Raw genomic sequence first — 24,562 nt, 5'->3', positions numbered from 1 at the left:
CTTAGCGCACAGCTCAACAAACAAGAAAAAAATTAATTTGATAATTATGCTTTAGGTAAATATTTTTGTGGAGTAGTACCACTTACAGTCCAACGCATCGAACCAACACCGCAAGCGCCACTGTAAGTAACTGTTTGGCCGTTTGCGCTGCCCAATTCAGGCAATGTGTCCATTGTTGCAGTGATAACAATGGTGGAGACGGTGGTTGTACCAGTAACGCCTACGGACGCAACATATTTACCACGAATAGAGCCCGCAGATGGGATACCCAATGTAGAGTTCGCTGTAGCAGATGCCAAAGTTCCACTGGAACACATAACACCCGCAACCTGTAGGGCCGGGCTAATCAAATTACCTACTTCGGCAACTTTAGATTTGACTGTATAGTCTTGATAGGCAGGTATCGCAACAGCAGCCAAAATACCAATAATCGCTACAACGATCATTAATTCTATCAATGTAAAACCGCGTTGCACATACTGCTTCGCTGTGAGACGTTTAATTGTAGTTTTCATGTCGCTACTCCCTGGATTTAACATCAAAAATCATCAGATGCATCAAATAATATGGATGTATCTTCGGTCTAAATCATTTGCCGGTCTAAAAAAATAGGGGGATGTTTAGATCCCCCTATCTTTTTCATACTAATGCTTAAGCTATTATGCTTTAGGCAGGTATTTAGCTGGAACAGAACCACTTACAGTCCAACGCAGGGAACCAACACCGCAAGCGCCACTGTAAGTAACTGTTTGGCCGTTTGCGCTGCCCAATTCAGGCAATGTGTCCATTGTTGCAGTGATAACAATGGTGGAGACGGTAGTTGTACCAGTAACGCCTACGGACGCAACATACTTACCGCGGATAGAAGCAGCAGATGGGATACCCATTGTGGAATTTGCTGTAGCAGATGCCAGAGTACCGCCAGAGCACATTACGCCAGCTTGTGCCAATGCTGGAGCGATCAGGCTGCCAACTTCAGATACTTTGGATTTAACTGTGTAATCCTGATAAGCAGGAATAGCAACAGCAGCCAGGATACCGATAATCGCAACAACGATCATCAATTCGATAAGGGTAAAACCCTTTTGCATAGTTTTCATGATAAATCCTTAAATTTGAAGTGAAACAAGGCTATTAAGTGCTGCACTCACCTATAAGCATGATATGTGCCAGCTTTTTTTAAACGAGAAACTTCTGATCAAAATAAAGACAGTTCAGAAGCTGACTTACGACAAGCAAGTTGCTTGCCAGCCATATTCTGGCATGGAGGCAATACAGGCAGTCGATTTTTTTACATCTGCTTACTTGCGCTGTCATTTTTTGTCAGTGCAGGAAATGGCAGTGACAGAATTTGTTAGTTGACGACTTTTGTTGCCCACTTTGGTCAATGGAACATCCATCGCCATGCGATAATTTACTTGTCGTCAATATGAAAAGCAGACTGTTACATGGTTCCCAACGTACTTTTGAAAGAAAAATCATCAATGGCGATTGCCATTTTTGCCTTTTTACTAATCTGTTCGTACGCCCATCCTTTCCATATCCATCCTTATCGTACTTATTACCACGACATCCTGAGCATACTGGGTCTGGTATTGGCCTTTGCATTTCTTGCGGCTGAAAAAGCTCCGCGCCTGCAAGTGCCGGCCATCATTTATCTTTTCGTCAGTTTGCTGTGTCTGATTGCCATACAGTTTGTTGTTGGCCATCTTGAAAATGCGGCTGACGTCATTTTGCCTCTGCTATATATAGTGGCGTTGGTCGCGGCCATCATCATGGGGGCGACCTGGGCTGCAAAAGAGGGCGGCGTGACATTGCTGTGCCAGGCTCTGGCTGTTGCTCAGCTGTTTGCAGGCCTGTTTTCGGTGGTCTTACAGTGTATACAGCTATCCGGTCTGTATGCCTGGCCCTTCGTTATGTACATCGCCACGAATGCCCAGCCTTTCATGCGGCCATTTGCCAATGTGGCACAGCCGAATCAATTGGCTTTGTTGTTATGTTTTGCTCTGGCTTCTGCGTGTTATTTGTATAAAACACGCAAAATGCCGGTGTGGCTGGCGACGGTGGCGGTGATTTTTCTGCTCTGGGGGCTGACACTGACCCATTCCCGCATAGGATGGGTGATCGTTCCGGCATTTGTCCTGATCTGTGGGCTTGGCCGCCAGACGAATACCGGCAACGCAATTGAAGCACGCCTTAGCCTGTTATTTTGTATAGCCATGGCCTTGTTGTATGCGGGCATGGTGGCGGGGTTACCTTTGCTGGGAGATATTTTCGGGTTTAGTGGTGGTTCGATTGCCGAGCATGTAGGCGGTCGTTCCGAGCGCATGGTCCTGTGGTCGCAGGCGTGGAGGATGGCTACAGAACATCCCTGGTTTGGTGTGGGCTGGTTTGGCTTTGGTGCAGAACAGGTCAGGATCGCGGCAGATCTGACTTCAGGCACCTACGCCGAACATGCGCATAACCTGATCTTGAATTTTGCCGCAGAACTGGGCTGTCCATTTACCCTGGTGTTTATGGTGACGCTGGTATGGTGGTTTGTTCAGACCTGTATCCGGCCTGCGGCCCATCCGGCAATACAGTTTTCCCGCCTTTGTTTTGTCGCTGTGATGGTGCACAGTATGGTTGAATTTCCTCTTTGGTATGCCTATGTATTGATACCGGTAGGTGTCTTGATGGGAATGGTGCACCAGATGCGCTGGCCGGCTGCTGGCGTGCGGGTAGTGCCATCCGCCTTATCCATTCTGGTAATTCTGTCCTTGTTGCTGATGGCCTTGATCAGTATGGATTTTCAGCGAGTCGTTGCCGATTTTCAAGCCCTGCGTACCGAGCAGGCGGGCTACAGTGCGCCGCAGGCCCCGATGCAAAAGCCTGCTCTGACCATTTTCCCGCAATTTTTTGAATATTTCACGCTGACCAGAATCAATCCTCATGAGGGCATGTCAGCAAAAGAAATAGCTTACCTGGAAAAATGGGGTGCGCGATTTGGTTTCGTGCATATCATCAATAAGCTGGCTGAAGTCTATGTATTGAATGGGCAAGCAAACAAAGCGGAACGCGCCATGCTGAGCCTGCAACGCCTGCACCCGACAGCCTATGCAGAATACTGGGATTATTGGAAAGCCAAGTCAGCCCAGGACGAGCGTTATCAGGCAGTCTTTGTCACCATGCCGCCGCGTGACGCACCATGATGCCAATACAGGCCACGGTACTGCTGACAGGTTTCAAATGGAAGACTTCTTTTGCTAACCGTCAATCAGGCTGACCCAGTCGCCCGACTTGCCGCCATGCTTTTCCAATACCCGCACGTCGGTCATGACCATGCCACGATCAACTGCCTTGCACATATCGTAAATGGTCAGAAGACCTACCTGCACTGCGGTAAGGGCTTCCATTTCGACACCGGTTTTACCCACTGTTTCAACCTGGGCCTGGCAACTGATCGTAGCGCTTGCTTCTTCAATGCTAAAATCAACAGTGACCCGGGTCAATGCCAGAGGATGGCAAAGTGGAATCAGATCGCTGGTGCGTTTGGCCGCCATGATGGCAGCAATGCGGGCGATACCCAGTACATCCCCTTTTTTTGCATTGCCTTGCTGGATGATGGACAGGGTTTCCGGCTTCATGCGGATTTTTCCTGAGGCAATAGCGCTCCGGTGGCTGTCATCCTTGGTGGCGACATCGACCATATGCGCTTGCCCACTGGCATCAAAATGGCTGAGGCCCTGGTTTGTTGAATCATTACTCATTATTGTGATAACAGGCAAAAAGTGAAGAAAAAAGGAAGCAATTCAGTGTCCAGGCATCATAGCATTGCGAATACTGTCCGTCGCACATTTCGCCGGACTTCTTTATGCGCCGCCGTCCTGCTGATCTGCGGCTTGGCTAATCTCAGCGTCGCGCCAGAACTGGCCTATGCTCAAAACCTGCCTACCCTGGGCGATACTTCTCGTGAAGAATTATCGCCTTTGGCAGAACGCAAGCTGGGTGAGCAGATCATGAGCGTGGTGCGGCGTGATCCGGATTTCATGGATGATGCCCCGGTGTCCGAATACCTGAACCGCCTGGGCAATAAAATGCTGGAAACCCGTCCCGATGCGCGTGGTGAAACATCATTCAATTTCGAGTTTTTTGCCGTTCGTGACCCGGTACTGAATGCCTTTGCTTTTCCCGGCGGCTTTATCGGCTTTCATTCAGGCCTGATTCTGGCAGCACAATCTGAATCAGAACTGGCTTCGGTCATGGGACATGAAATTGGCCACGTGGCACAGCGCCATATTGCCCGCATGCTGACCAGCCAGAGAGGCGATGCATTTATTCCACTGGCGGCATTGGCATTGGCGGTGCTGGCCGCACGCTCCAGCCCGGATGCCGCCATGGCACTGGCGGCTGGCGGGCAAGGTCTGGCAATACAAAAGCAATTGAATTTTGGACGGGACGCCGAGCGGGAAGCTGATCGCGTCGGCTTCCAGATTTTACGCGATTCCGGTTTTGATCCTTCCGGCATGGTAAGTTTTTTTGGACGCCTGCAAAATTCCACGCGCAATTACACCGACAACGTGCCTCCTTATTTGCGCAGCCATCCCCTGACCAGTGAACGTATTGCCGACATTCAATCGCGTCTGGTGGATCAACGGTATCGACAGCATGCCGACAGCCTGGAATTCTTGCTGACCAAAGTCAGGGTACGTGTCTTGCAAGACAGTACCACCCAGGGCCTGATGGATGCCATCACCTACTTTGACGTGCAGGCCAAATCCGGCAAGCTGGAAGACCAGATCACTGCCACGTACGGCCATGCCTTTGTTGCCTACAAACGGCTGGATTACAAAGCCGCCAGAACATTGCTGGACCAGGCACAGACGATGGTTGAAAAGGATGCCAGATACAAAGACCTGCTAACGCAAAGCAATATGTTTGCTGATCTGTCTATTGATATCCTGATCGGTAGCCAGCAAACTGCCGCTGCCGTCAAAGAAGCAGAAAAAGCCATGCGTGAGCTACCGCTGTCACGCGGTGTGGCTCTGCAATATGCAGAAGCTTTACTGGCCGATAAAAAGGAAGAACAGGCCGCCGCATTTTTGCGCGACCAGATCGTCTTGTACCGGCAAGAATCGCAACTGTATAGCTTGTTAGCCAAGGTCTACGACGCCCAGGGCAAGCAAGCTGCCCAGCATCTGGCCCTGGCTGAAGCCTATGGTATACAAAGCAATTGGGACGCTGCCCTACAGCAGCTGGAAATCGCCCGCCGCGACAAGGATGCCCAATATTTTGAATTGTCCGTCATCGATGCACGCGAACGCGAATGGAAAGAAAAGCACAAGGATCAGATGGCAGATGAGAAGAAGCGGCGTTGACGATTGGGTCAGGTGAAATGAATCGAATATCTCCCATTTGTGCTTTTTTTGCGGCATAGGTTGAGATAAGCAGCTTTTTTCCTGATATCCACGCGGTTTGAAGACCGTTATAATAAGTTACGTTCAATTAGAATAAAATTATCACATGTGATATCCACGATGAAAATCTGAACCTGGCACATCAAGCCGGTTCAGCCTCAATGAAGACATGGTAGTGCCCAAACGTAAGCGGCTTATTGGGCAGTGTCTTTTCATTTCTAATTTTCATATTGTGGTCACATGCAAGAATCTCGTTCTGTCAAAATCAAGGCAGTGGCAAAGTCTGCTGTCGTTAAATCCGTTTTAATCAGTCTGTTGCGTCAGCCAAACCAAATCGTCGCCCTGCTCGGCGATGAGGTGGACGGTGTATTGCAGCCTGGCTTTCGGCAGGTAGGTCTGTCGATACTGGATAAAGTTTTGTTTCCCCAAGCCGCCAACCTGCTTGCAGACTGGAACGGTCTGCAAAACGCAGTTGAACTTTCCCTTGTATGGCCAGCATTCTGGCGTGTGTTCTGGATGACGGTGTCTGATCCCTGCAATGCCAGCATGGCGGCCTTACCGCAAGCCCGGGTGCTGAAGAAGCCGGTGGCTACTGCCGCACATCCGCGTGCTTTTCGGGGTACCAAATACCAACCACCAAAGCCGGTGCAACCTGCACTTGACTTGTGTCGCTGGCTGGCAGATGCTCGTTTGCTGGATGCTTTTTTTACGCGCCATGATTTTTCTGTCTTTCCTGTACTGGATGCGAGAGGGCAGGTGATGTCGCTGCCTGCCGGGTTCATGATCAGCAGTGCCACTCTGTATTTCCATCACTGGAATACACCAGCACAAGAATTGCCTGTCATGGCAGAGGCATTCCGTCGTTGCTTCCTGTGGCAACTACGCGCATGCAGTGCAGATATGCAAATGGCGTGGCTGCGTATATGGCATCAATACAGTAGCCTAAGTGCAGGCGAAGCTTTACTCACGCAAACACTGCCAGTACTAGCGCGCCTTTGTGCAATGAATTCGGGTGATACCCACGGTGCACAGCTCGCCTTGCTCTTGCCAGAAAACCGGCAAGCTATTTTTCTAAATATAGTGATGCGGGAAGTGCAGGGGAAATTGTCGCCTCAACAGATGTCTGTAGACCAGCTCATGCGTTTACATGATTTGTCAGAGGACGATACACGCTTTGAATTTTACCTGCGCAATATTTTGCGTAACCTCGGCAGGCAAGTCACAGTGGAATATAGTCTAACTGGCTGCCTGCTATATGAGGCGAGTGATATCAGCGAGTTGCTCGACTATATGCTGAGCGCCAAACATGACTGCCAGGACGTGCCAGTAGACGCGATAGTGAGAGCATGTGACGCAGCAGGTATTAAATCGTGGGTATCCTTATGGGATTATTGCGCTGAATTACCTGGCCTTGCTCAGTTATTGCTGGAAACTCGCTGGGAAAAAATCAGCCAGGAGGCTGCCGAGACCTGGCTCAATATTTTCTACAAATTTGTCGGTGAAGATGAGAAAGGAAAATTACAGGCAAAGTGGCAAGTCTATTTGAAGCTGTTTTCTTCCTGCCATGATGTGCTGATAAGCCTGCCCACTGAAAGGCAAAATAAGCTGGCCCAGATGTGGTGTTGCTTTATTGGAGGCTGGGACGATGCACTGACTTTGCCGCAGGCCGTGCACGATTTTTTACCCTTGATGCAGAGATTATGTTTGCCACCGTTCAAGGCTGAAATTGATTATGGTCATAGCTTTGTGAACATCGTCGAGACCTGGCCTATAGATAAAAGGGCGGAAGTTATTGCCATCGACGATAGCATCTGGCGGCAATTTGAACTTGCATGTCGCCGCGAAGACAATGTGAATTTGCTGACCTATGGCAGCTATTCTTTCGTGAATGTAGCCCCGGATTTTTTACGAACTTCTTTGATGGCGGCGCCAGCCAGGTTTTTTAAGGTATGTAGTTTACTGGGTAGTTTGCATTACGAGCGTCGGCAACTATTCATGAAAAAGCGGGTAGCCACTGACTGGTTTGCACTGGACTGGCATGCGATGCCGCCACTAGTAGCCTGTCAGCGCATACTGGCCTTGTGTAAAGAAGCGGGCATGGACAGCCCCTTGCCACGTCGCTTGCGCGAATACCTTGAAGGCAGTTTAAGTTTATCGCCACAGCAAATTGCAAGACATTGCAGGCTGAGTTTGTCGAGATTGCCGTCATTGCGTTTACATGCTCTTACAGCAGCACTTTGGGTAGAAATGGATGGCGATTTCCGCTTGCACGATACTTCTGCTTCCGTCAGACATGCCCTGCGCCTGCTGGCTGGCCTGAGCAATATTACTGGCCGTAACCGCAAAGGCTTGCGACGATTCCTGATCCATGCCAGAGATGGCAAGGCGCTCGAACACATGCAGCACCCGCTCAACCAGGCCTGGTATGCCAGACATCCACGCATACAGCAGGCTGGTTGGCAGGCAGGGTTACAAAGAACAGTGCAAACAGAAAAAGAGGATTTGACCCTGGCATTCGAACATGATCCCTTTGAAGTCCTGATGCTGGGCAGCTATGCCGGAAGTTGTCTTGGCATAGGGGGCTTATGTGATTATTCAGCCGTTGCCTGTCTGCTGGATGCGAACAAACAAGTTCTTTACGCACGTAATACACAGGGCAAGGTAGTGGCACGCCAGTTGCTGGCGATCGATGATGCAGATCAACTGGTTTGTTTTGCCGTTTATCCAGAGAATATCTCACAAGATGTAAAGGCTGCATTCAAAGCCTATGATCTGGAGCTGGCTGCGCAATTGGGGTTACCGTTGTATCAGGAAGGCGAAGGTTGCAGCTATGACGTCGCTACTATTCTGGCGCAAGACTGGTGGGATGATGGTTCCTGGCTGGAAGAATAATCCTCAGTCAATGTACGGTAAAGATTGCTTCATGTATGATTTCTGTCTGACATTTAAAAGGCAGGTAAGCTATGAAGAAAATTGTATTGGGTATTTGTGTTGCCTACCTGGCTGCAATAGCAGCAAGTGCCAGTGCGCAAGATGCGCCGGTGCCTGCCGTCAATGCCATTAGCGCGAGCCATACTGTAGCTTCCTGTTCCACGCCAGGAAAAAATGGATACGATAAGAACTGCATTATGTATCCGGATGCCAGTAACTGGCCAACGACCTGTGAGCAGGCCGCCACCAAGATATTGGCCAAACTGGATGGTGCCAGCAAGCAGCGCGTCAAGGATTCAAGCTATGAAGACTTGATCCAGTTTTACATGGGATGGGGCATGGGCATACGCAATAGCACTGGCCTGTGGCGCGGCAACGTGGCACTGACAGAATCATGCATGGCTGCGCGCAAGGATGTCAGCGCTCACCCTGATGAAATTTCCATGGTCATTATTCAAGAGATATGGGAAAAGCTGCATTGAGGCACCATCTGTTTGTTAAAGGCTAACCGGTGGCGATATTTTCCAGTCTCGGCCTCTGCACAAACCCAAATTCCCGCATCAACTGATGTTCTTCGCACCGCTGCACGTCTATGCATAACCCGTTTGTGCCGGGTGGGTGCAGTTGTAACTGACCTGTGGCGTTGTTGTCTTCCAGCCATGCCAACAGCGCTTCATCACTGACGACTTGCTGATCAAGGGTGAGCCAGGGCAGGCAGGTAGCCAGGTCGCGGTCATCGAGTTGAGCCAGCGTGTTGCCGCTGCTGAGTTGCAATTTGCCTTGTGGGTCAAGAAAGGCCAGTTCCGGTGTGAAAGCCAGTTCGCCGTGTTGCAGGGCAAAACTGCCGTTGGCTGTGGTGGTGGCGATGAAGGGGGTCGCTTCCAGATCGACATACACGCGTTGCGGGCCATTCTGAAAATACCAGCAGCCTTCTTCATTGCACAGGTAATTGCGGGTGATGAAGGTCAGCAGGGCAGGGTGGCGTATGATGTCGCCGGGCAGGTTCAGCGCCTGGCAACGTTCGTCGCGCATGCGCCAGTTGCCGCGTGCGTCAAGGGCCAGCCAGCCGTAGCAATGGGGTACATTCGGCCATTTGGCCATGGCTGCCTTGACGATCTCATCCATCAGCTATTCGCCTCAAAAAAATGGAGTATCTTTTGTGGCAGCCAGTTTAAATGACCTGGCACATTGCCAGTTGCAAAACCGACGTGACCACCATGGTCAGGGTATTCCAGTGTGACACAGTTTGCTGCCCGCGCAGGTAGATGCTGGCCTGGCAGAAAAGGGTCATTTTTTGCGTTGAGTACCAGTGTCGGTACGGTAATGTCTCCCAGTATATGCTTGGCACTGGCTCTATGCCAGTAATCATCCGTATCCAGATATCCATGCAAGGGAGCGGTAACAACGTTATCGAATTCATACAGGTCGCGGGCGTTCAGCATGGCATCTTTGTTGAACAGGCCAGGGAACTGATCAAGTTTTTGCAGGCACTTGGGTTTCAGCGTCTTCAGGAACATGCGTGTATAGATCATGTTGAAACCGCTGGACAGTGAAACGCCACCCTGCGCCAGATCGAGTGGGGCAGATACGGCGCAGGCTGCGCTGACGATATCAGCATGATGTTGCGATTCGCCCAGCCAACGTAACAGGGCATTGCCACCCAGTGATACACCAGCAGCATAAAACTTGCCGTAGGTATGTTGCTGGTGATATTGCTGGTACAGACGATTGATGATCCAGCCTATTTCTTGCGCATCACCAGAATGATAAAAGCGCGGGGCCTGATTCAATTCACCAGAACAACCACGAAAATGCGGTATGGCACCCGACCAGCCACGTTCACGCAGGGCTGCCATCATGGCACGTGCATAATGGCTGTCGCTGGAACCTTCCAGTCCGTGGAACATCACTACAAAGGGTTTACCCGGCTCACCATCCAGAAAATCAACATCCACAAAATCGTCATCCGGCGTGGTCCAGCGTTCACGTCGCAAGGGCGTGACAGGTTTGTTGATAAACACGGCCGGGTATATCGTTTGCAGATGGCCGCCGGGTAACCAGCGTGGTGACAGGTATTTCATGTAAGCCTATTTCATATGACTCAATGACGGTTGCACGCAGGTCATCATGGTTTAGTGCAGGATGCTGGCCTTGAACAAATCCAGCGGTGCCTTGCCCGATGCGACCGACGCATGGTGCATGGTGATGCGCCAGCCATGCGGAGTCTTGACATAGACATTGGTGGCAAGCACATGCACATCCTGCTTGCTGTCGCTGGTATGTTGAAATTCTTCTATGATGCTGTGTACAGCGGTCAGCATATTGTGGGTAGCATGCAGTTGTATAGGGTGAATATTGACATTGCCACGTTCAAAAATACTTTCCCACGAGCTGCGTATGGCAGCGTGACCGATCAGCCTTCCCGCACCCGGATGGATGCAGACGATTTCTTCCTCATCAGCCCACAGTGCCATCATGCCATCCAGATCGGCACGGCTGAGAGCATCATAAAAGGCAGCTTCGACATCATCTGCACTGCCATTCATTTGCTTTTTTGCGGCCATGATCGTAAAAAATCAATGCGCTTTGAGCACAACGCCCGGCGCCAGTTTGTATTGCGTGCCGCAATAAGAGCAGGTCGCCGTGCCGCCATGTGACAAATCCAAAAACACGCGCGGGTGAGATGACCACAGCGGCATGGCAGGATTAGGGCAGTGCGCCGGCAGATCCGTGGCTTGCAGTTCGACGATATTGCTGGTGGTGCTGGCTGGTGTGGACATGGTGACTCCGGTAAATAAGGATGGTGCGGGAAGCCGCCATGCCTGCTGTCAGGCAGCCTGCTTTCCCAAAATAGAAATTGCCACCGCGATTTTAACGGATTCTGGCCCGGCAGAGTGAGAATGCGTGGCGGCCATGGTCGAATTTGCGTTTTGTCAAATTGAGAAGAATTGTTTCCAGATGGGCTTGGGCGGGGCAGTCTTGGGCAAGCTTTTAGTTTCCCCGCTACAATAATGAACTTTTCTGCATTTCCTCTCCCCTCACATGTCATTCGATAGCGACAAGGCCGCATTCAAAGAAGGTTTGAGAGTGGGCGCACCCACCTGGTTTGGTATTGCCGCCTGGGGCCTGGTGGTCGGCATTGCCATGATCAAGGCCGGCCTGACATTGCCACAGGCACTGGGCATGAGCCTGCTGGTGTTCGCCGGATCAGCCCAACTGGCTTCTCTGCCCTTGATGGCGGCACATGCGCCGGCCTGGGTTATTTTTGCGACTGCTCTGGTAGTCAATCTGCGTTTCCTGATTTTTTCTGCCATCCTGGCACCGCATTTCTCGCATCTGCCGTGGCGTACCCGCGCCTGGCTGGGCTTTATGACTGGTGATATTGCCGTCGGCCTGTTTATGCAGCGTTATCCCGACCCCGGCGAGCAAAAAGGCAAGCTTGCTTACTTAAAGGCGCTCATTTTTCCTAACTGGTTGTCCTGGCAAGCAGGTTCCATCATCGGCATTCTCCTGGGTAGTCAGGTACCTGGCAACTGGGGCCTGAGTTTCGCCGGTACGCTGGCCATACTCTGCATCATGCTGCCCCTGATCATCAATCGCGCCGCCTTTGCCGGTGTGATAGTGGCCGGCATCTGTGCTTTGCTGGCGGTTAACTTGCCATACAAACTGGGCTTGTTACTGGCAGTCTTGCTGGGCATGGGCACAGCCATGATGCTGGAAGAGTTTTTGGAAGGCAAGAAAACGGGCAATGATCAGGCCGGCAAGAACACTGGTGAGGAGTCAACATGAACGATTGGGAAGTCTGGCTGGTCATCGTCCTGTTGACCCTTGCAACTTTCATCGCCCGCAGTGGTTTCTGGCTGGTCGGGCATCATATCAGTCTGCCGAAACGGGTGCAGGAGGCTTTGCGTTATGCGCCAGGCTGTGCCTTGGCTGCCATCATCGTGCCAGATCTGTTATTGACCAATGGCCAGGTAGAAATCGGCCTGAGCAACCCACGCCTGTTGGCTGGCTTGCTGGCAACCGCATTCTTTCTGGTACGTCGAAATATGTTGCAGACTATATTCTTTGGGATGGCGGTGTTTACTTATATTCGGTTGGGGTTGTGAGGCGCGGCTTTGCTTGGTGTAAAGTTAAGCGCTTTACTGGCGGTATCGAAGTTTGGATTCGTAATATATGGCCGTGCCATTCAATACGTCGCTCCTGCACAGGCAGGAGGCTACCGGACTGGCGCCGCACCGGGCTGGCGCCACACCGGGCTGGCGCTCCAGTGACATTCGTTGCATGCTTAAGTCGTTATTAATGCGATTATCCTTCGTAGATACGAATTCGATTTCGGTCAATCAACGGCAATCATAATACCGTCGCTCCAGCGAAGGCTGGAGCCCAGTGGCGTTCGTTGTATTGCCGTACTTTGATTAAAAGATTGCCCTTCGTGGATACAAGCCGGGACTCGGCCCGGCGGCCGAATTCCTTTCTTTGCTTCGCCAAAGAAAGGAATCAAAGAAAGGCGCCCGCAGACTCGCCCTTCGGGTGCTTACGCTACGCTTCAGCATAATTTGTGCATCCCAAAAAATGGGAAAGCTTCGAAACTCGCTTCGCTCAAACACGAAGCTTTCTGATCCATTTTCTGTGAAGCACAAATTACATCGTCCCAAGCGGATTGACGTCAAAAGCAGCAACAACTTCAACAACAACCCCAAAATCAAGAACAACAACAAAGTCAAAACCAACGTCAACACAACCTCATTCATATTTATTTGAATGCCGTCAATTAACGATGTTGCGGGGGTTGTAGTTGTTTTTGACGTTGCCTTTGACCTTAATCCGCTTGGGACGATGTAATTTGTGTGTTACAGAAAATGGAAAAAGAAGATCCGATGTTTTGAGCCGCAGGCGAGTTGCGGATATTCCCATTTTTTGGGATGCACAAATTATGCTGAAGCGCAGCGTAGGCACCCGAAGGGCGAGTCTGCGGGCGCCTTTTCTTTGGATACTTGCTTTTGGCGACGCAAAAGAAAGTATCTCGGCCGCCGGGCCGAGACCCGGCTTGTGTCTACGAAGGGCATTCGTTTTAATAACAACTCAAGCATACAACGAACGCCACTAGACTCCAGCCTGCGCTGGAGCGACGATATTATGAGTGCCGTTGATCGACTGACGTAGACTTGGTTTTACGAAGGACAATCGTTTTAATAAAGACTCAAGTGTGTAATAACTCCGCTGGAGCGCCAGCCCGGTGTGGTGCCAGCCTGGTGTTGCCCCAGCCTGGTGTGGTGCTGGCTTGGTGTGGCACCAAGCCCGGTAGCGTCCAGCCTTCGCTGGATCGACGATAATGAAATCACCGTAGTGAACGGATGCGCCCCTGATTGCCGCTCCTTGCGGAAATCAAGCCAGCAGGTATTTCCCTTAGACGCGGTAGCACCAGCTTAACAAATCAACAAAAGCACGCACGTGCTCTTGCAGGTTCAGGCAATCCTTCAGGGATGTAATGCCACTCACCCGACACGCCAGAATAATAATTTTACACAATAAATGCCAATTTATTATCAAACTCTGCATTAAACTAGCAAAACCCGCTCAAAACGGTATGGTCTGTAACCTGCCTTTGGTAAAATAGCAGGCTGAGGACTTTTGCAATATTTATCTTGGCGTCATGTCACTGTCCTGACTGACACAGACAGAATCGCCACCCTTCAACCTTGCCAATTCCATATCACGATGCAATTCAACCGACTCAGTGACCTGATCGCAGCCAACCAGCTTCAGGGTAAACGTGTTTTCATCCGCGCCGATTTGAACGTTCCTCAGGACGACAACGGAAATATTACCGAAGATACCCGTATCCGTGCCTCGGTGCCGGCGATACAGCAGGCTTTGCAGGCAGGTGCAGCAGTGATGGTGACTTCACATCTGGGTCGTCCGACTGAAGGTGAATTCAAGGCAGAAGATACATTGGCACCTGTAGCCAAACGTTTGTCCGAATTGCTGGGTGTGACTGTAGAGCTAAAGCAGAACTGGGTTGATGGTGTTGACGTAGCGCCAGGCCAGGTGGTCTTGCTGGAAAACTGCCGCGTCAACAAGGGTGAAAAGAAGAACGATGATGCACTGGCGCAAAAAATGGCTGCCCTGTGTGACGTGTATGTGAATGACGCCTTTGGCACAGCCCACCGTGCAGAAGCAACGACCCACGGCATCGCCAAGTTTGCCGCGCTTGCCTGTGCTGGCCCGCTGTTGTCAGCCGAACTGGATGCGCTGGGCAAGGCGCTGGGTCATCCGGCGCGCCCACTGGTGGCGATTGTTGCCGGTTCCAAGGTATCCAGCAAACTGACTATTTTAAAATCACTGGCAGACAAGGTGGATAATCTCATCGTTGGCGGTGGCATTGCCAATACCTTCATGCTGGCGTCTGGCTTGAAAATCGGCAAATCACTGGCAGAAGCTGATCTGGTGGAAGAAGCAAAAGCCATCATAGCCATGATGGCGCAGCGCGGTGCGTCCGTGCCTATCCCGACTGACGTGGTCTGCGCTAAAGAATTCTCGCCAACAGCAGTGGCAACCGTCAAGGCAGTCGCAGATGTGCAGGACGATGACATGATCCTTGACATCGGCCCGACTACAGCAGCATTGCTGGCAGAACAGATCAAAAAAGCAGGTACGATAGTCTGGAACGGCCCGGTAGGCGTATTTGAATTTGACCAGTTCGGCAACGGTACCAAGGTGCTGGCCCAGGCGATTGCTGATTCAGCAGGCTTCTCCATCGCTGGCGGTGGCGACACCCTGGCCGCAATTGCCAAGTACAACATTGCTGACAAGGTAGGCTATATCTCCACAGGCGGTGGCGCTTTCCTCGAGTTTTTGGAAGGCAAAACCCTGCCAGCAGTAGAAATTTTGTTGCAACGCGCGGTAAAGTAAATTCAAGGTCAAGACCAAGACCATTAACCACAGAGACACGGAGACACAGAGACAGCACAGAGAAAACCTTAAGAGATGATGACGGTCTGCATTGGCCTTACATTACTTGCTTTTCTCGGTGATCCTCTGTGCCCCCTCTGTGTCTCTGTGGTGAGCTTTTCGGTCTTGATAAGTTTTCAGGTTTTCATCCAACTCAACGCTAAAAATAATATTTACATCAGGAGACCAGATGTCACGTGCCACCAAGATTGTTGCCACCATAGGCCCAGCTTCCAATGACTTGCCTACGCTCAAGCGTATGATACAAGCCGGGGTGAACGTGGTGAGGCTGAATTTCTCGCATGGCAAGGCGCAGGATCATATAGACCGGGCCAGCATGGTGCGCCAGGCAGCAGCAGAGTGTGGGCGTGAAATCGCCATCATGGCCGATTTGCAGGGGCCAAAAATCCGTATCGGCAAGTTTGAAAATTCCCGCATCCATCTGGAAAACGGCGATAAATTTATCCTTGATGCGGACTGCAATCTGGGTAATCAGGAACGTGTCGGCCTCGATTACAAAGCCCTGCCGCGTGATGTCAGAAACGGCGATTTGTTGTTGCTGAACGATGGCCTGATCGTGCTGATCGTTGAAAAAGTCGTCGGCAATGAAATTCATACCGTCACCAAGATCGGTGGCGAGTTATCCAACAACAAGGGTATCAACCGCCAGGGCGGTGGCCTGACAGCCCCGGCATTGACTGGCAAGGATATGGAAGACATCAAGACTGCGATGTCTTTCCAGGCAGATTATGTCGCCGTGTCCTTTCCAAAAAATGCCACTGACATGGAAATGGCAAGACAGCTTTCGAACATCGCCGGCGAGCCGTATAACCACAAGCCGATGATGATCGCCAAGATAGAACGGGCCGAAGCGATACCGCTGCTGCAAGAAATTCTGGATGCATCTGACGGTATCATGGTTGCCCGTGGCGATCTGGCTGTGGAGGTCGGCAATGCCGCTGTGCCAGCCCTGCAAAAACGCATGATCAAGATGGCACGTGCTTCCAACAAGGTGGCAATTACAGCTACCCAGATGATGGAATCCATGATCGTGAATGCCGTGCCTACCCGTGCGGAAGTGTCCGACGTGGCCAATGCGGTGCTTGATGGCACCGATGCCGTCATGACCTCGGCAGAAACTGCCTCTGGTAAATACCCGATAGAAACCGTGGAACAGATGTCGCAGATTTGCCTGGAAGCTGAAAAGTTCCAGGAAAACAAGCTCGATGCTGACTTTCTCAACATGGCCTTTACCCGTATTGATCAGTCCATCGCGTATGGCGCATTGTTTACTGCCCATCATCTGGGTGTGAAAGCCATCGTGGCCCTGACCGAATCGGGTTCTACTGCCTTGTGGATGAGCCGCCATAGCGTGGACGTGCCACTGTTTGCACTGACCCCTAGCGTCGCTACCCAGCGCAAGGCAGCGCTGTACCGTAATGTCCAGACTTTCAATTTGCCTTATTCCGCTGATCGTGAAGCGGTGTTGAAGTCTGCTGAAACTGTCTTGCTGAAAAACCACGTGGTCGCCAAAGGTGACATGATCGTGGTGACCTGGGGTGAACCCATGGGGCAGGTAGGCGGCACCAACGCAATGAAAATTGTCAGGGTCGGCGAGAATTAAGCGTGTTAAGCCCGTCTTGTAAGGGCAAAGATTTTTTTATAGCAATCTGGAGTTAATTATGCCACTCGTATCCATGCGTCAATTGCTGGACCATGCTGCCGAAAACGGTTACGGTCTGCCAGCTTTCAACGTCAATAACCTGGAGCAGGTTACCGCCATTATGCAGGCTGCCGATGAAGTTGGCGCGCCTGTCATCATGCAAGCCTCAGCCGGTGCCCGTAAATATGCTGGCGAAGCATTCCTGCGTCATCTGATCGAAGCTGCGGTAGAAGCTTACCCGCACATCCCCGTCGTCATGCACCAGGACCATGGCCAGTCGCCAGCGGTCTGCATGGCCGCCATCAAATCCGGCTTCACTTCAGTGATGATGGATGGTTCTTTGATGGAAGACGGCAAGAGCGTCGCCAGCTATGAATACAATGTCGAAGTATCGCGTGAGGTGGTCAAGTTCTCGCATTCCATCGGCGTTACGGTAGAAGCAGAACTGGGTGTGCTCGGTTCGCTGGAAACCATGATGGGTGACAAGGAAGATGGTCACGGTGCCGATGGCAAAATGACGCGCGAACAATTGTTGACCGACGTGCAGCAAGCTGCTGATTTCGTCAAGCAAACACAGTGCGATGCACTGGCGATTGCGATCGGTACATCTCACGGGGCCTACAAGTTTTCTCGTAAGCCTACTGGCGACATCCTGGCGATAGACCGCATCAAGGAAATCCATCAGCGCATTCCAAATACTCACCTGGTGATGCACGGTTCCTCTTCCGTACCGCAAGAACTGCTGGATGAAATCCGCCAGTTCGGTGGCGACATGAAAGAAACCTATGGTGTACCGGTAGAAGAAATCGTCATCGGCATCCAGAACGGTGTGCGCAAGATCAACATTGACACTGACATCCGCCTGGCAATGACAGGCGCCATCCGCCGCTACATGTTTGAAAATCCATCCAAGTTTGATCCACGTGATTACCTGAAACCAGCACGCGAAGCAGCCAAGCTGGTATGCAAGGCACGTTATCTGTCTTTCGGTTGCGAAGGCCAGGCAGGCAAGATCAAGCCTATGGCCTTGGAAAAAGTGGCAGAGCAATACAAGAAAGGCGCTTTGGCGCAGATCGTAAATTAAGACTAAGTTTGTTTCCTCATTCCGGCGTGAGCCGGGATGAGGGAGTTGAGGGTTTAGACAAAATTGCTGTTAGTGGTTGGAGTATTTGTAGGTTGGGCTACGCTTCATCAGCCCAACACTGGGTCTCAAAAAATGTATACGTTATTTAAACGCCGAGTGTTGGGCTGATACCCCTCAGCCTAGCGAGGCCCGGCCCAACCTACGAATTACGGCCTGTCAACTACACCAACAATTTTGTGTAAACCCTATCTGACGAAATAAAGAAATCCCTCATGACTACGCAAATCAATTCCACTCTTCATTCTCTGCCTTTGCTGGGCCGTGGCAAGGTACGTGATAATTACGCTGTTGGCGAAGACAAGCTGCTCATCGTCACCAGTGACCGCTTGTCCGCATTCGATGTCATCATGAATGAACCGATACCCGACAAAGGCCGCGTGCTGAACCAGATGGCGAATTTCTGGTTTGAAAAGCTCGGCCATATCGTGCCTAATCACCTGACAGGTGTCGCACCAGAATCCGTGGTGGCAGCAGATGAAGTGGCGCAAGTCAAAGGTCGCGCAGTTGTGGCCAAACGCCTGAAACCCATCATGGTAGAAGCCGTGGTACGTGGTTACATCATTGGTTCAGGCTGGAAAGATTATCAAGAGACTGGCGCAATCTGCGGCATACAATTGCCAACTGGCTTGCCACAGGCTGCCAAGTTGCCAGCGCCGATATTCACCCCGGCTGCCAAGGCAGAAATGGGCGAGCATGATGAAAATATCAGCTATGCAGAAACCGAGCAACGCATAGGTGCAGAACTGGCCGCTAAAATCCGCGACATCAGCATACAACTCTATACCGAAGCCGCAGAATACGCCGCCACCCGTGGCATCATCATCGCCGACACCAAGTTTGAATTTGGTCTTGACGACGATGGCGTCCTTCACTTGATGGATGAAGTACTGACTGCCGATTCTTCCCGTTTCTGGCCTGCTGATTCTTATGCTACCGGCATTTCACCACCGTCTTTTGACAAACAGTTCGTGCGTGATTACCTCGAAACCATCACCAGCTGGAAAAAGACAGCACCAGCACCAGCCCTGCCGGATGAAGTCGTGCAAAAAACCGCTGCCAAATACCGCGAAGCGCTGGAACGCCTGACTGGCGAAAGCCTGAAGGACTGATGATGGCTACCAATAGTAATGTAACAAATAAAATTGTCGTCGGCGTCGTCATGGGTTCATCGTCGGACTGGGACGTGATGCAAAACGCTGTCGCCATCCTCAAGGAGTTTGGCATAGGCTTTGAAGCCAAGGTCGTCTCTGCCCACCGCATGCCTGATGAAATGTTCACGTATGCAGAAACCGCCCGCGAACGCGGCCTGCGCGCCATTATCGCCGGTGCTGGCGGTGCAGCCCACCTGCCAGGCATGATCGCTGCCAAGACCATCGTGCCGGTACTGGGTGTGCCCGTGCCATCCAAATACCTGCGTGGCGAAGATTCGTTGCTATCCATCGTGCAGATGCCAAAGGGCATACCGGTGTCGACCTTTGCGATAGGCGAGGCAGGCGCAGCAAACGCCGCTCTGGCCGCGATTGCAATTTTGGCGACGACCGACGATGCACTGGCCGCAAGGTTGATCGAGTTCCGCGAAAAGCAAACGCAAGTTGCACGCGATATGGTGTTGCCGGTTTGAGTGTGAATGATCGTGGGTTGAGTTAAGCTCGTAGGTTGGATTAAATCGTAGGTTGGATTGACCTCGTAGGTTGGGCTACGTCTTATCAGCCCAACACTCAGCGTTTAAATCACGTATACGTTTGTTGAGGCCCAGTGTTGGGCTGATACCCCGTAGCCCAACCTACGATACAGCCCAACCTACCGCTCAACGAGCACGAACAAATTCACCTAAATATCCGTACCTCATTTGATTTGTACTATTGTGTGCAAACGATTCCTAGTTTGAAATCATTATCATGACCACTCATCCACAGCCCGCACAGCCACGCCAGCCATTGTTACCCAACACTCCCGCCAGTTGCCTGGGCATCATGGGCGGTGGCCAACTGGGTCGCATGTTTGCTCAGGCGGCGCAAGCCATGGGTTACCAAGTCGCCGTGCTGGAACCTGAAGCAGGCTGCCCCGCCGCGCAAGTGACTGGCCAGCATATTCAGGCTGGCTATGAAAACCAGCCTGGCCTGATGGCACTGGCCAAGCTCAGTAAAGCCGTCACCACAGAATTTGAAAACGTCCCGGCAGAAAGTTTGAAGCTGCTGGCGCAAACCAGCTTTGTGGCACCGGCCGCCGCTTGTGTTTCTATCGCCCAGGATCGTCTGGCAGAAAAGCATTTCTTCACACGCTGCGGTGTAAGCACCCATGTGTATCCAGCGCCGCACTGGGGCATCGCCAATCAAAATGATGTTGCCAGCGCTCCAGAAGACCTCTTGCCCGGTATCCTGAAAACCGTGCGTATGGGTTACGACGGCAAGGGCCAGGTGCGTGTGCGTGACCGTGCCGAACTCGCCGCTGCCTTCGCTGGCATGAACGGCCAGGTCTGCGTGCTGGAAAAAATGCTGCCACTGGCCTATGAAGTGTCTGTGCTCGTTGCCCGTGGTGTCGATGGTGAAGCAGTTGTGTACCCGATTGCAGAAAACGTACACCGCGATGGCATCCTGTTTACCACCATCGCCCCCAGCACCCATGTATCGGCAGATGTCGCCAGCAAGGCCCAAGCTGCGGCCCTGCACATCATTGCAGAGATGGGCTATGTAGGCGTGCTGTGCATAGAATTTTTTGTCCTCAAGGATGGCAGTCTGGTCGTCAATGAAATGGCACCACGCCCGCACAATAGCGGCCATTACACGATAGATGCCTGCGTCACCAGCCAATTCCAGCAACAGGTCAGGGCGCTGGCGCAACTACCGCTAGGCGATGTGCGCCAGCATTCTCCAACTGCTATGCTCAATATCCTTGGTGATGTCTGGTATGAAGGAGACACCGACACCATGCGCGAACCCGAATGGGATCAAGTGCTGGCCATCCCTGGCGCGCACCTGCACCTGTACGGCAAGGCAGAAGCCCGCCGCGCCCGCAAGATGGGCCACGTCACCTTCGTCTCACCGACGATGGCAGAAGCACAGGCTAACCTGGGCAAAGCCTGCGTTATCCTTGGTATTGCAGCACCGGAGTGGGTATGAAGTCCCAAGCCTGCACGCCTGACGTAATTCTGGAAGCAGCGCAAGCACTGGAACGCGGCCAGTTGGTCGCCTTCCCGACTGAGACCGTCTATGGTCTGGGTGCTGATGCAGAAAACCCGGTCGCCGTCGCCAACATCTACGCCGCCAAAGGCAGGCCGTCTAACCACCCGGTGATTGTCCACGTCGCCCCCGGTGCTGACATCAGCTACTGGGCCAAGGACATCCCGGCAGAGGCGCATCTTCTCATCACCGCCTTCTGGCCAGGTCCGCTGACCCTGATCTTGAAACGTGCCGACCATATCCCCGATGCCGTCTCAGGCGGGCAAGATACCGTAGGCATACGCTGTCCATCCCACCCGGTGGCACAAGAACTCTTGCGTGCTTTTAAGGCAGGCAAGGGCGGCGTCGCTGCACCATCAGCCAATAAATTTGGTCACGTCAGCCCCACCACGGCTGCACACGTAGAAGAAGAATTTGAACAGGAAATTTTACCCGGCGGCCTTATCGTCAGCATATTAGATGGCGGTCAGAGCGACGTCGGCATAGAATCGACGATTGTTGATCTTAGCCGCCTGGCTACCCACGGCCCCGTCCTGCTGCGCCCTGGTCACATCACTGTCGCCCAAATGGCTGTAGTGCTGGGTACGACGCCTGCTGCACCAGACGCCGCAGCCCCACGCGCATCGGGTACCCTCGACGCCCACTACGCGCCGCATACACCAGTTATTCTGGTGGAAGCTGCAGAGCTGGACGACACCGTCAATCGCCTGCACGCCAAAAACAAAAAACTTGCCCTCATGAGTTACCAGGCGCATCCCGCCATCCAGGCCGAAGCATGGCGTCACCTGCCCGCTGACCCGGTAGGCTATGCACACGACCTGTATGCAGGCCTGCGTGAGCTTGATCATGCCAATGCAGATTTAATCCTGGTAGAAGCACTGCCGCAGGACAAAGACTGGCAAGGTGTGAATGATCGTCTGCGCAGGGCGGCGTTTGATTCGCGGGATGTGTTGAAGGGGATGTTGGAGTAAAACAGATTGAGACTTGTCGACATTTCTTTTTAGGCTAGGTTTCATTCGCCCAGCCATCATCCAGACGCTTCATTTGTTTGGAGTCAGACGATGTTAACGAGGTTTTCAGAGTGATCGGCTTTTGGATACATTGTGTAGCATATATACTGGGGTTGTCAGACAGTTTGTATGGGGTTGATACTGTAACTAACGGGTATTTCTGGATCATTCTATAAATTAATCATTATGTTCGACTTCATCAAACCAACTATTCTCTACGTCCAAATTTCACCTGAACAGCTAAGCGTAAGAAATGTCAAATCGGGCGAATCCATTTCAGAAGTGCCGGAACTGGCAATCAGTGCATCACCGGATCAAAAAATTTTAGGTGTTGGTACAACCGCGCGTTCTGCTGCAGCAAGCCAGATTGGTGCCCTTGTCGTCAATCCATTTGCCCATCCCCGTTCGCTCGTATCTGACTTTACTGCGGGTCAACAACTCATTAAAGCATTTGTATCTCGCCTGATGGGCGGGTCACGCCTGGCCATGTCGCCAACCATCATTATCCATCCGCTGGGCAATCCCGATGGTGGTTTTACCCAGATAGAAGGCCGGGCATTTCGTGAACTGGGCATGGGCGTGGGCGCTGCAAAAGTTATTCTCTGGTATGGAGATGTTCTGACTGATCAAGAGATGCTGTCACATCAATTTCCGTCACATGGGCGGGTCATTGAATGATATTGACATGTGTAGGCATGCTTACTTGATTGTCTGTTGATTCCCAGAGTCCAAACCTGGCTTCACCAGACAATGCCCAATTCCTGCAATTACTAGCGCCCCCAGAACCATTATCCCCGCCACCATAAACGTCGTCCGCATACCGTTTGCAATTGCCTCTGGAGCGGCTGTCCTGATATCTCTGCTTGCCGATGCAAACGCAAACACAGCGCCCATGAATGATGCACCAGTGATGAGACCAAGGTTGCGGGACAGGTTCAACATGCCAGAGATGAGGCCACGTTGCTCTGTGCGGACATCCAACATGACGGCGGTGTTGTTGGCTGCCTGGAATAACTGATAGCCGGGTGTCAGGATGGCGATGGCAATGATGTAGCCTGTGATGCCGAACATGGCTGGCAGCATGGCAAGGGCGAATGCTCCCGTTGTCATGGCGATGAGCCCAGCGGTGACTGCAAGCGACGCACCGGCGCGGTCAACGATACGTCCCGCGACGATGCCGCTGAAAGCGGAAATGGCAGGACCAACCGACATCAACAGACCCACCATGGCATCGCTGAGTTCTAATGAGCGCGACAGATAGAAAGGGCCGACCACCAGCGTCGCCATCATGACGGTGGATACCAGTGCATTCATGATCAGGCTGGTACTCAATACAGGATCGCGGAACATGCTTATGCGCAGCAGAGGCGAGGCAACTTGTGTTTCGGCGAGTACAAACAAGACTACACCTGAGACCGCAACCAACAGCAGTAGCATATTCAGTGCGCCAAAGTGACCACGCCCCAGTGTCATGGCGAGCGCATAGGCTGACAGCGCCAATACCAGCAACAGCGTACCGATGTAGTCAAAACCTGCCCCTGCTTTGTTTTGCTGGGGGCGATCAACTGGCAGATAGCGCCGGGCAAGAATAAAACTCACTATGCCCAGAGGCACATTGACAAAGAAAATGGCGCGCCAATTGAGTCCGGCGATCAACAGGCCGCCCAGTGATGGGCCAAGGGCTGTGCCAACGGCGGACATGGTACCCAGCAAGCCCATGGCGCTGCCGGTTTTTTCTTTGCTTACTGTTTCACTGACAAAGGCCATTGTCAGTGCCATCATGATGGCTGCACCCAGACCCTGCACTGCTCGGGTAGCAATCAACAGACCCAGCGTAGGGGCCGCAGCACATAAGGCAGACGCACCGGTGAACAGAGCAATGCCCGCCAGCAGCAAGCGTTTGCGGCCTAGCACATCACCCAGGCGACCAACGCTGACGATCAGGGTCGTGATAGCAAGCAGATAGGCAAGCACCACCCATTGCACTTCCTGAAAAGAGGCGTTGAATGCATGGCTTAAGGCAGGCAGGCCCACATTGGCGATACTGGTGCCCAACGAAGACAATAACATCGACAGAGAAAGGCTTGCCAGCACCCAGCGTAGCGGGGGCGAGTCTGCGACACAGTCAATGTCCGTGGTGTGGATAGATTTCGACATGGGCTTGTTCCTGGCGAGCGTGAATGGGGATGCCCTTGATCATAGGCCTTTGGCATATATGGCGGAAGGTGCACGGTTTGCACTTTATTCATGCATATGACGCCATGTCATCGCAAAGCACGCTAGAA

At 52.1% G+C, this 24,562-nt stretch carries 22 protein-coding genes; 14 read left to right on the top strand and 8 right to left on the bottom strand.

Features of this window, described 5'->3' with window-relative positions:
* Nucleotides 1-44: 44 nt before the first annotated feature.
* Both ACO0LK_RS06540 and ACO0LK_RS06535 read right to left on the bottom strand, forming a co-directional pair.
* Nucleotides 45-515, bottom strand: a complete 471-nt coding sequence (locus ACO0LK_RS06540; protein ID WP_422973320.1) for a pilin — start codon at nt 513-515, stop codon at nt 45-47.
* 144 nt (nt 516-659) lie between these two features.
* Complete coding sequence (locus tag ACO0LK_RS06535; RefSeq protein ID WP_422973598.1) at nt 660-1,091, bottom strand: pilin; 432 nt, start codon at nt 1,089-1,091, stop codon at nt 660-662.
* 393 nt (nt 1,092-1,484) lie between these two features.
* Between ACO0LK_RS06535 and ACO0LK_RS06530 the strand changes: the two genes are divergently transcribed.
* Nucleotides 1,485-3,191: a Wzy polymerase domain-containing protein gene (locus ACO0LK_RS06530; protein WP_422973318.1), complete on the top strand. Its 1,707-nt coding sequence runs from the start codon at nt 1,485-1,487 to the stop codon at nt 3,189-3,191.
* A gap of 54 nt (nt 3,192-3,245) precedes the next feature.
* Here the strand turns inward: ACO0LK_RS06530 and moaC are convergent, their stop codons facing one another.
* Complete coding sequence (gene moaC / locus ACO0LK_RS06525) at nt 3,246-3,749, bottom strand: cyclic pyranopterin monophosphate synthase MoaC (RefSeq protein WP_422973316.1); 504 nt, start codon at nt 3,747-3,749, stop codon at nt 3,246-3,248.
* Nucleotides 3,750-3,881: 132 nt separating this feature from the next.
* Between moaC and ACO0LK_RS06520 the strand changes: the two genes are divergently transcribed.
* The 3 genes from ACO0LK_RS06520 to ACO0LK_RS06510 all read left to right on the top strand — a co-directional run bounded on the left by ACO0LK_RS06520 (nt 3,882) and on the right by ACO0LK_RS06510 (nt 8,809).
* Nucleotides 3,882-5,357, top strand: coding sequence for a M48 family metallopeptidase (locus ACO0LK_RS06520; protein WP_422973314.1), 1,476 nt, complete (start codon nt 3,882-3,884; stop codon nt 5,355-5,357).
* Nucleotides 5,358-5,636: 279 nt separating this feature from the next.
* The gene (locus ACO0LK_RS06515; RefSeq protein WP_422973312.1) at nt 5,637-8,288 is read left to right on the top strand and encodes a hypothetical protein; all 2,652 of its coding nucleotides are present in this window, start codon (nt 5,637-5,639) and stop codon (nt 8,286-8,288) included.
* A gap of 71 nt (nt 8,289-8,359) precedes the next feature.
* Nucleotides 8,360-8,809, top strand: a complete 450-nt coding sequence (locus tag ACO0LK_RS06510; protein WP_422973310.1) for a DUF6794 domain-containing protein — start codon at nt 8,360-8,362, stop codon at nt 8,807-8,809.
* A 22-nt stretch (nt 8,810-8,831) separates the two neighbouring features.
* Here the strand turns inward: ACO0LK_RS06510 and ACO0LK_RS06505 are convergent, their stop codons facing one another.
* The 4 genes from ACO0LK_RS06505 to ACO0LK_RS06490 are packed head-to-tail and all read right to left on the bottom strand — an operon-like array spanning nt 8,832 to nt 11,107.
* Complete coding sequence (locus ACO0LK_RS06505; protein WP_422973308.1) at nt 8,832-9,452, bottom strand: DUF2946 family protein; 621 nt, start codon at nt 9,450-9,452, stop codon at nt 8,832-8,834.
* Nucleotides 9,452-10,408, bottom strand: coding sequence for a YheT family hydrolase (locus ACO0LK_RS06500; protein ID WP_422973306.1), 957 nt, complete (start codon nt 10,406-10,408; stop codon nt 9,452-9,454). The genes ACO0LK_RS06505 and ACO0LK_RS06500 overlap by 1 nt, the downstream gene beginning before the upstream one ends.
* Before the next feature lie 51 nt (nt 10,409-10,459).
* A complete protein-coding gene (locus ACO0LK_RS06495; RefSeq protein WP_422973304.1) occupies nt 10,460-10,891 on the bottom strand; it encodes a YybH family protein in 432 nt (143 codons plus the stop codon).
* Between the two features lie 12 nt (nt 10,892-10,903).
* Nucleotides 10,904-11,107 carry a zinc-finger domain-containing protein gene (locus ACO0LK_RS06490; RefSeq protein WP_186949117.1) on the bottom strand — a complete coding sequence of 68 codons (204 nt, stop codon included), beginning with the start codon at nt 11,105-11,107 and terminating at the stop codon, nt 10,904-10,906.
* Between the two features lie 262 nt (nt 11,108-11,369).
* Between ACO0LK_RS06490 and ACO0LK_RS06485 the strand changes: the two genes are divergently transcribed.
* From ACO0LK_RS06485 to ACO0LK_RS06440, 10 genes are all read left to right on the top strand, one after another.
* A complete protein-coding gene (locus tag ACO0LK_RS06485; protein ID WP_422973302.1) occupies nt 11,370-12,116 on the top strand; it encodes an AzlC family ABC transporter permease in 747 nt (248 codons plus the stop codon).
* Nucleotides 12,113-12,436, top strand: a complete 324-nt coding sequence (locus ACO0LK_RS06480; RefSeq protein ID WP_422973300.1) for an AzlD domain-containing protein — start codon at nt 12,113-12,115, stop codon at nt 12,434-12,436. The genes ACO0LK_RS06485 and ACO0LK_RS06480 overlap by 4 nt, the downstream gene beginning before the upstream one ends.
* A 1,612-nt stretch (nt 12,437-14,048) precedes the next feature.
* On the top strand, nt 14,049-15,242 hold the full coding sequence (locus ACO0LK_RS06475; protein ID WP_422973298.1) for a phosphoglycerate kinase: 1,194 nt from the start codon (nt 14,049-14,051) through the stop codon (nt 15,240-15,242).
* A 229-nt stretch (nt 15,243-15,471) separates the two neighbouring features.
* A complete protein-coding gene (gene pyk / locus ACO0LK_RS06470; protein WP_422973295.1) occupies nt 15,472-16,905 on the top strand; it encodes a pyruvate kinase in 1,434 nt (477 codons plus the stop codon).
* Nucleotides 16,906-16,963: 58 nt separating this feature from the next.
* Entirely contained in the window at nt 16,964-18,028 is a 1,065-nt protein-coding gene (fba, locus tag ACO0LK_RS06465; protein WP_422973293.1) for a class II fructose-bisphosphate aldolase, read from the top strand.
* Between the two features lie 272 nt (nt 18,029-18,300).
* Complete coding sequence (locus ACO0LK_RS06460) at nt 18,301-19,197, top strand: phosphoribosylaminoimidazolesuccinocarboxamide synthase (RefSeq protein WP_422973291.1); 897 nt, start codon at nt 18,301-18,303, stop codon at nt 19,195-19,197.
* A gap of 2 nt (nt 19,198-19,199) precedes the next feature.
* Entirely contained in the window at nt 19,200-19,709 is a 510-nt protein-coding gene (gene purE / locus ACO0LK_RS06455; protein WP_422973289.1) for a 5-(carboxyamino)imidazole ribonucleotide mutase, read from the top strand.
* Between the two features lie 277 nt (nt 19,710-19,986).
* Entirely contained in the window at nt 19,987-21,207 is a 1,221-nt protein-coding gene (locus ACO0LK_RS06450; protein WP_422973287.1) for a 5-(carboxyamino)imidazole ribonucleotide synthase, read from the top strand.
* Nucleotides 21,204-22,238: an L-threonylcarbamoyladenylate synthase gene (locus tag ACO0LK_RS06445; protein ID WP_422973285.1), complete on the top strand. Its 1,035-nt coding sequence runs from the start codon at nt 21,204-21,206 to the stop codon at nt 22,236-22,238. Before ACO0LK_RS06450 ends, ACO0LK_RS06445 begins: the two co-directional genes overlap by 4 nt.
* Before the next feature lie 225 nt (nt 22,239-22,463).
* Complete coding sequence (locus ACO0LK_RS06440) at nt 22,464-22,955, top strand: rod shape-determining protein MreB (RefSeq protein WP_422973283.1); 492 nt, start codon at nt 22,464-22,466, stop codon at nt 22,953-22,955.
* A 21-nt stretch (nt 22,956-22,976) separates the two neighbouring features.
* On the opposite strand, the gene ACO0LK_RS06435 is transcribed toward ACO0LK_RS06440, so the two are convergent.
* Nucleotides 22,977-24,434: an MFS transporter gene (locus ACO0LK_RS06435; RefSeq protein ID WP_422973281.1), complete on the bottom strand. Its 1,458-nt coding sequence runs from the start codon at nt 24,432-24,434 to the stop codon at nt 22,977-22,979.
* Between the last annotated feature and the right edge of the window lie 128 nt (nt 24,435-24,562).

The sequence above is a fragment of the Undibacterium sp. Ji49W genome, from assembly GCF_049340205.1.
Lineage (GTDB): Bacteria > Pseudomonadota > Gammaproteobacteria > Burkholderiales > Burkholderiaceae_D > Undibacterium.
The sequence above is the reverse complement of the archived record's forward strand: the minus strand, read 5'-3'. Positions and strand labels throughout refer to the sequence as shown.

Bases quoted from the DNA above. Each gene is read 5' to 3' on its own strand.
- ACO0LK_RS06505 (WP_422973308.1), bottom strand. From the start codon at position 9,452: ATGGATGAGATCGTCAAGGCAGCCATGGCCAAATGGCCGAATGTACCC.
- ACO0LK_RS06445 (WP_422973285.1), top strand. From the start codon at position 21,204: ATGAAGTCCCAAGCCTGCACGCCTGACGTAATTCTGGAAGCAGCGCAA.
- ACO0LK_RS06530 (WP_422973318.1), top strand. From the start codon at position 1,485: ATGGCGATTGCCATTTTTGCCTTTTTACTAATCTGTTCGTACGCCCAT.
- moaC (WP_422973316.1), bottom strand. From the start codon at position 3,749: ATGAGTAATGATTCAACAAACCAGGGCCTCAGCCATTTTGATGCCAGT.
- pyk (WP_422973295.1), top strand. From the start codon at position 15,472: ATGTCACGTGCCACCAAGATTGTTGCCACCATAGGCCCAGCTTCCAAT.
- purE (WP_422973289.1), top strand. From the start codon at position 19,200: ATGGCTACCAATAGTAATGTAACAAATAAAATTGTCGTCGGCGTCGTC.
- ACO0LK_RS06435 (WP_422973281.1), bottom strand. From the start codon at position 24,434: ATGTCGAAATCTATCCACACCACGGACATTGACTGTGTCGCAGACTCG.
- fba (WP_422973293.1), top strand. From the start codon at position 16,964: ATGCCACTCGTATCCATGCGTCAATTGCTGGACCATGCTGCCGAAAAC.
- ACO0LK_RS06460 (WP_422973291.1), top strand. From the start codon at position 18,301: ATGACTACGCAAATCAATTCCACTCTTCATTCTCTGCCTTTGCTGGGC.
- ACO0LK_RS06450 (WP_422973287.1), top strand. From the start codon at position 19,987: ATGACCACTCATCCACAGCCCGCACAGCCACGCCAGCCATTGTTACCC.
- ACO0LK_RS06535 (WP_422973598.1), bottom strand. From the start codon at position 1,091: ATGCAAAAGGGTTTTACCCTTATCGAATTGATGATCGTTGTTGCGATT.
- ACO0LK_RS06475 (WP_422973298.1), top strand. From the start codon at position 14,049: ATGCAATTCAACCGACTCAGTGACCTGATCGCAGCCAACCAGCTTCAG.
- ACO0LK_RS06515 (WP_422973312.1), top strand. From the start codon at position 5,637: ATGCAAGAATCTCGTTCTGTCAAAATCAAGGCAGTGGCAAAGTCTGCT.
- ACO0LK_RS06495 (WP_422973304.1), bottom strand. From the start codon at position 10,891: ATGGCCGCAAAAAAGCAAATGAATGGCAGTGCAGATGATGTCGAAGCT.
- ACO0LK_RS06490 (WP_186949117.1), bottom strand. From the start codon at position 11,107: ATGTCCACACCAGCCAGCACCACCAGCAATATCGTCGAACTGCAAGCC.
- ACO0LK_RS06540 (WP_422973320.1), bottom strand. From the start codon at position 515: ATGAAAACTACAATTAAACGTCTCACAGCGAAGCAGTATGTGCAACGC.
- ACO0LK_RS06500 (WP_422973306.1), bottom strand. From the start codon at position 10,408: ATGAAATACCTGTCACCACGCTGGTTACCCGGCGGCCATCTGCAAACG.
- ACO0LK_RS06480 (WP_422973300.1), top strand. From the start codon at position 12,113: ATGAACGATTGGGAAGTCTGGCTGGTCATCGTCCTGTTGACCCTTGCA.
- ACO0LK_RS06485 (WP_422973302.1), top strand. From the start codon at position 11,370: ATGTCATTCGATAGCGACAAGGCCGCATTCAAAGAAGGTTTGAGAGTG.
- ACO0LK_RS06440 (WP_422973283.1), top strand. From the start codon at position 22,464: ATGTTCGACTTCATCAAACCAACTATTCTCTACGTCCAAATTTCACCT.
- ACO0LK_RS06510 (WP_422973310.1), top strand. From the start codon at position 8,360: ATGAAGAAAATTGTATTGGGTATTTGTGTTGCCTACCTGGCTGCAATA.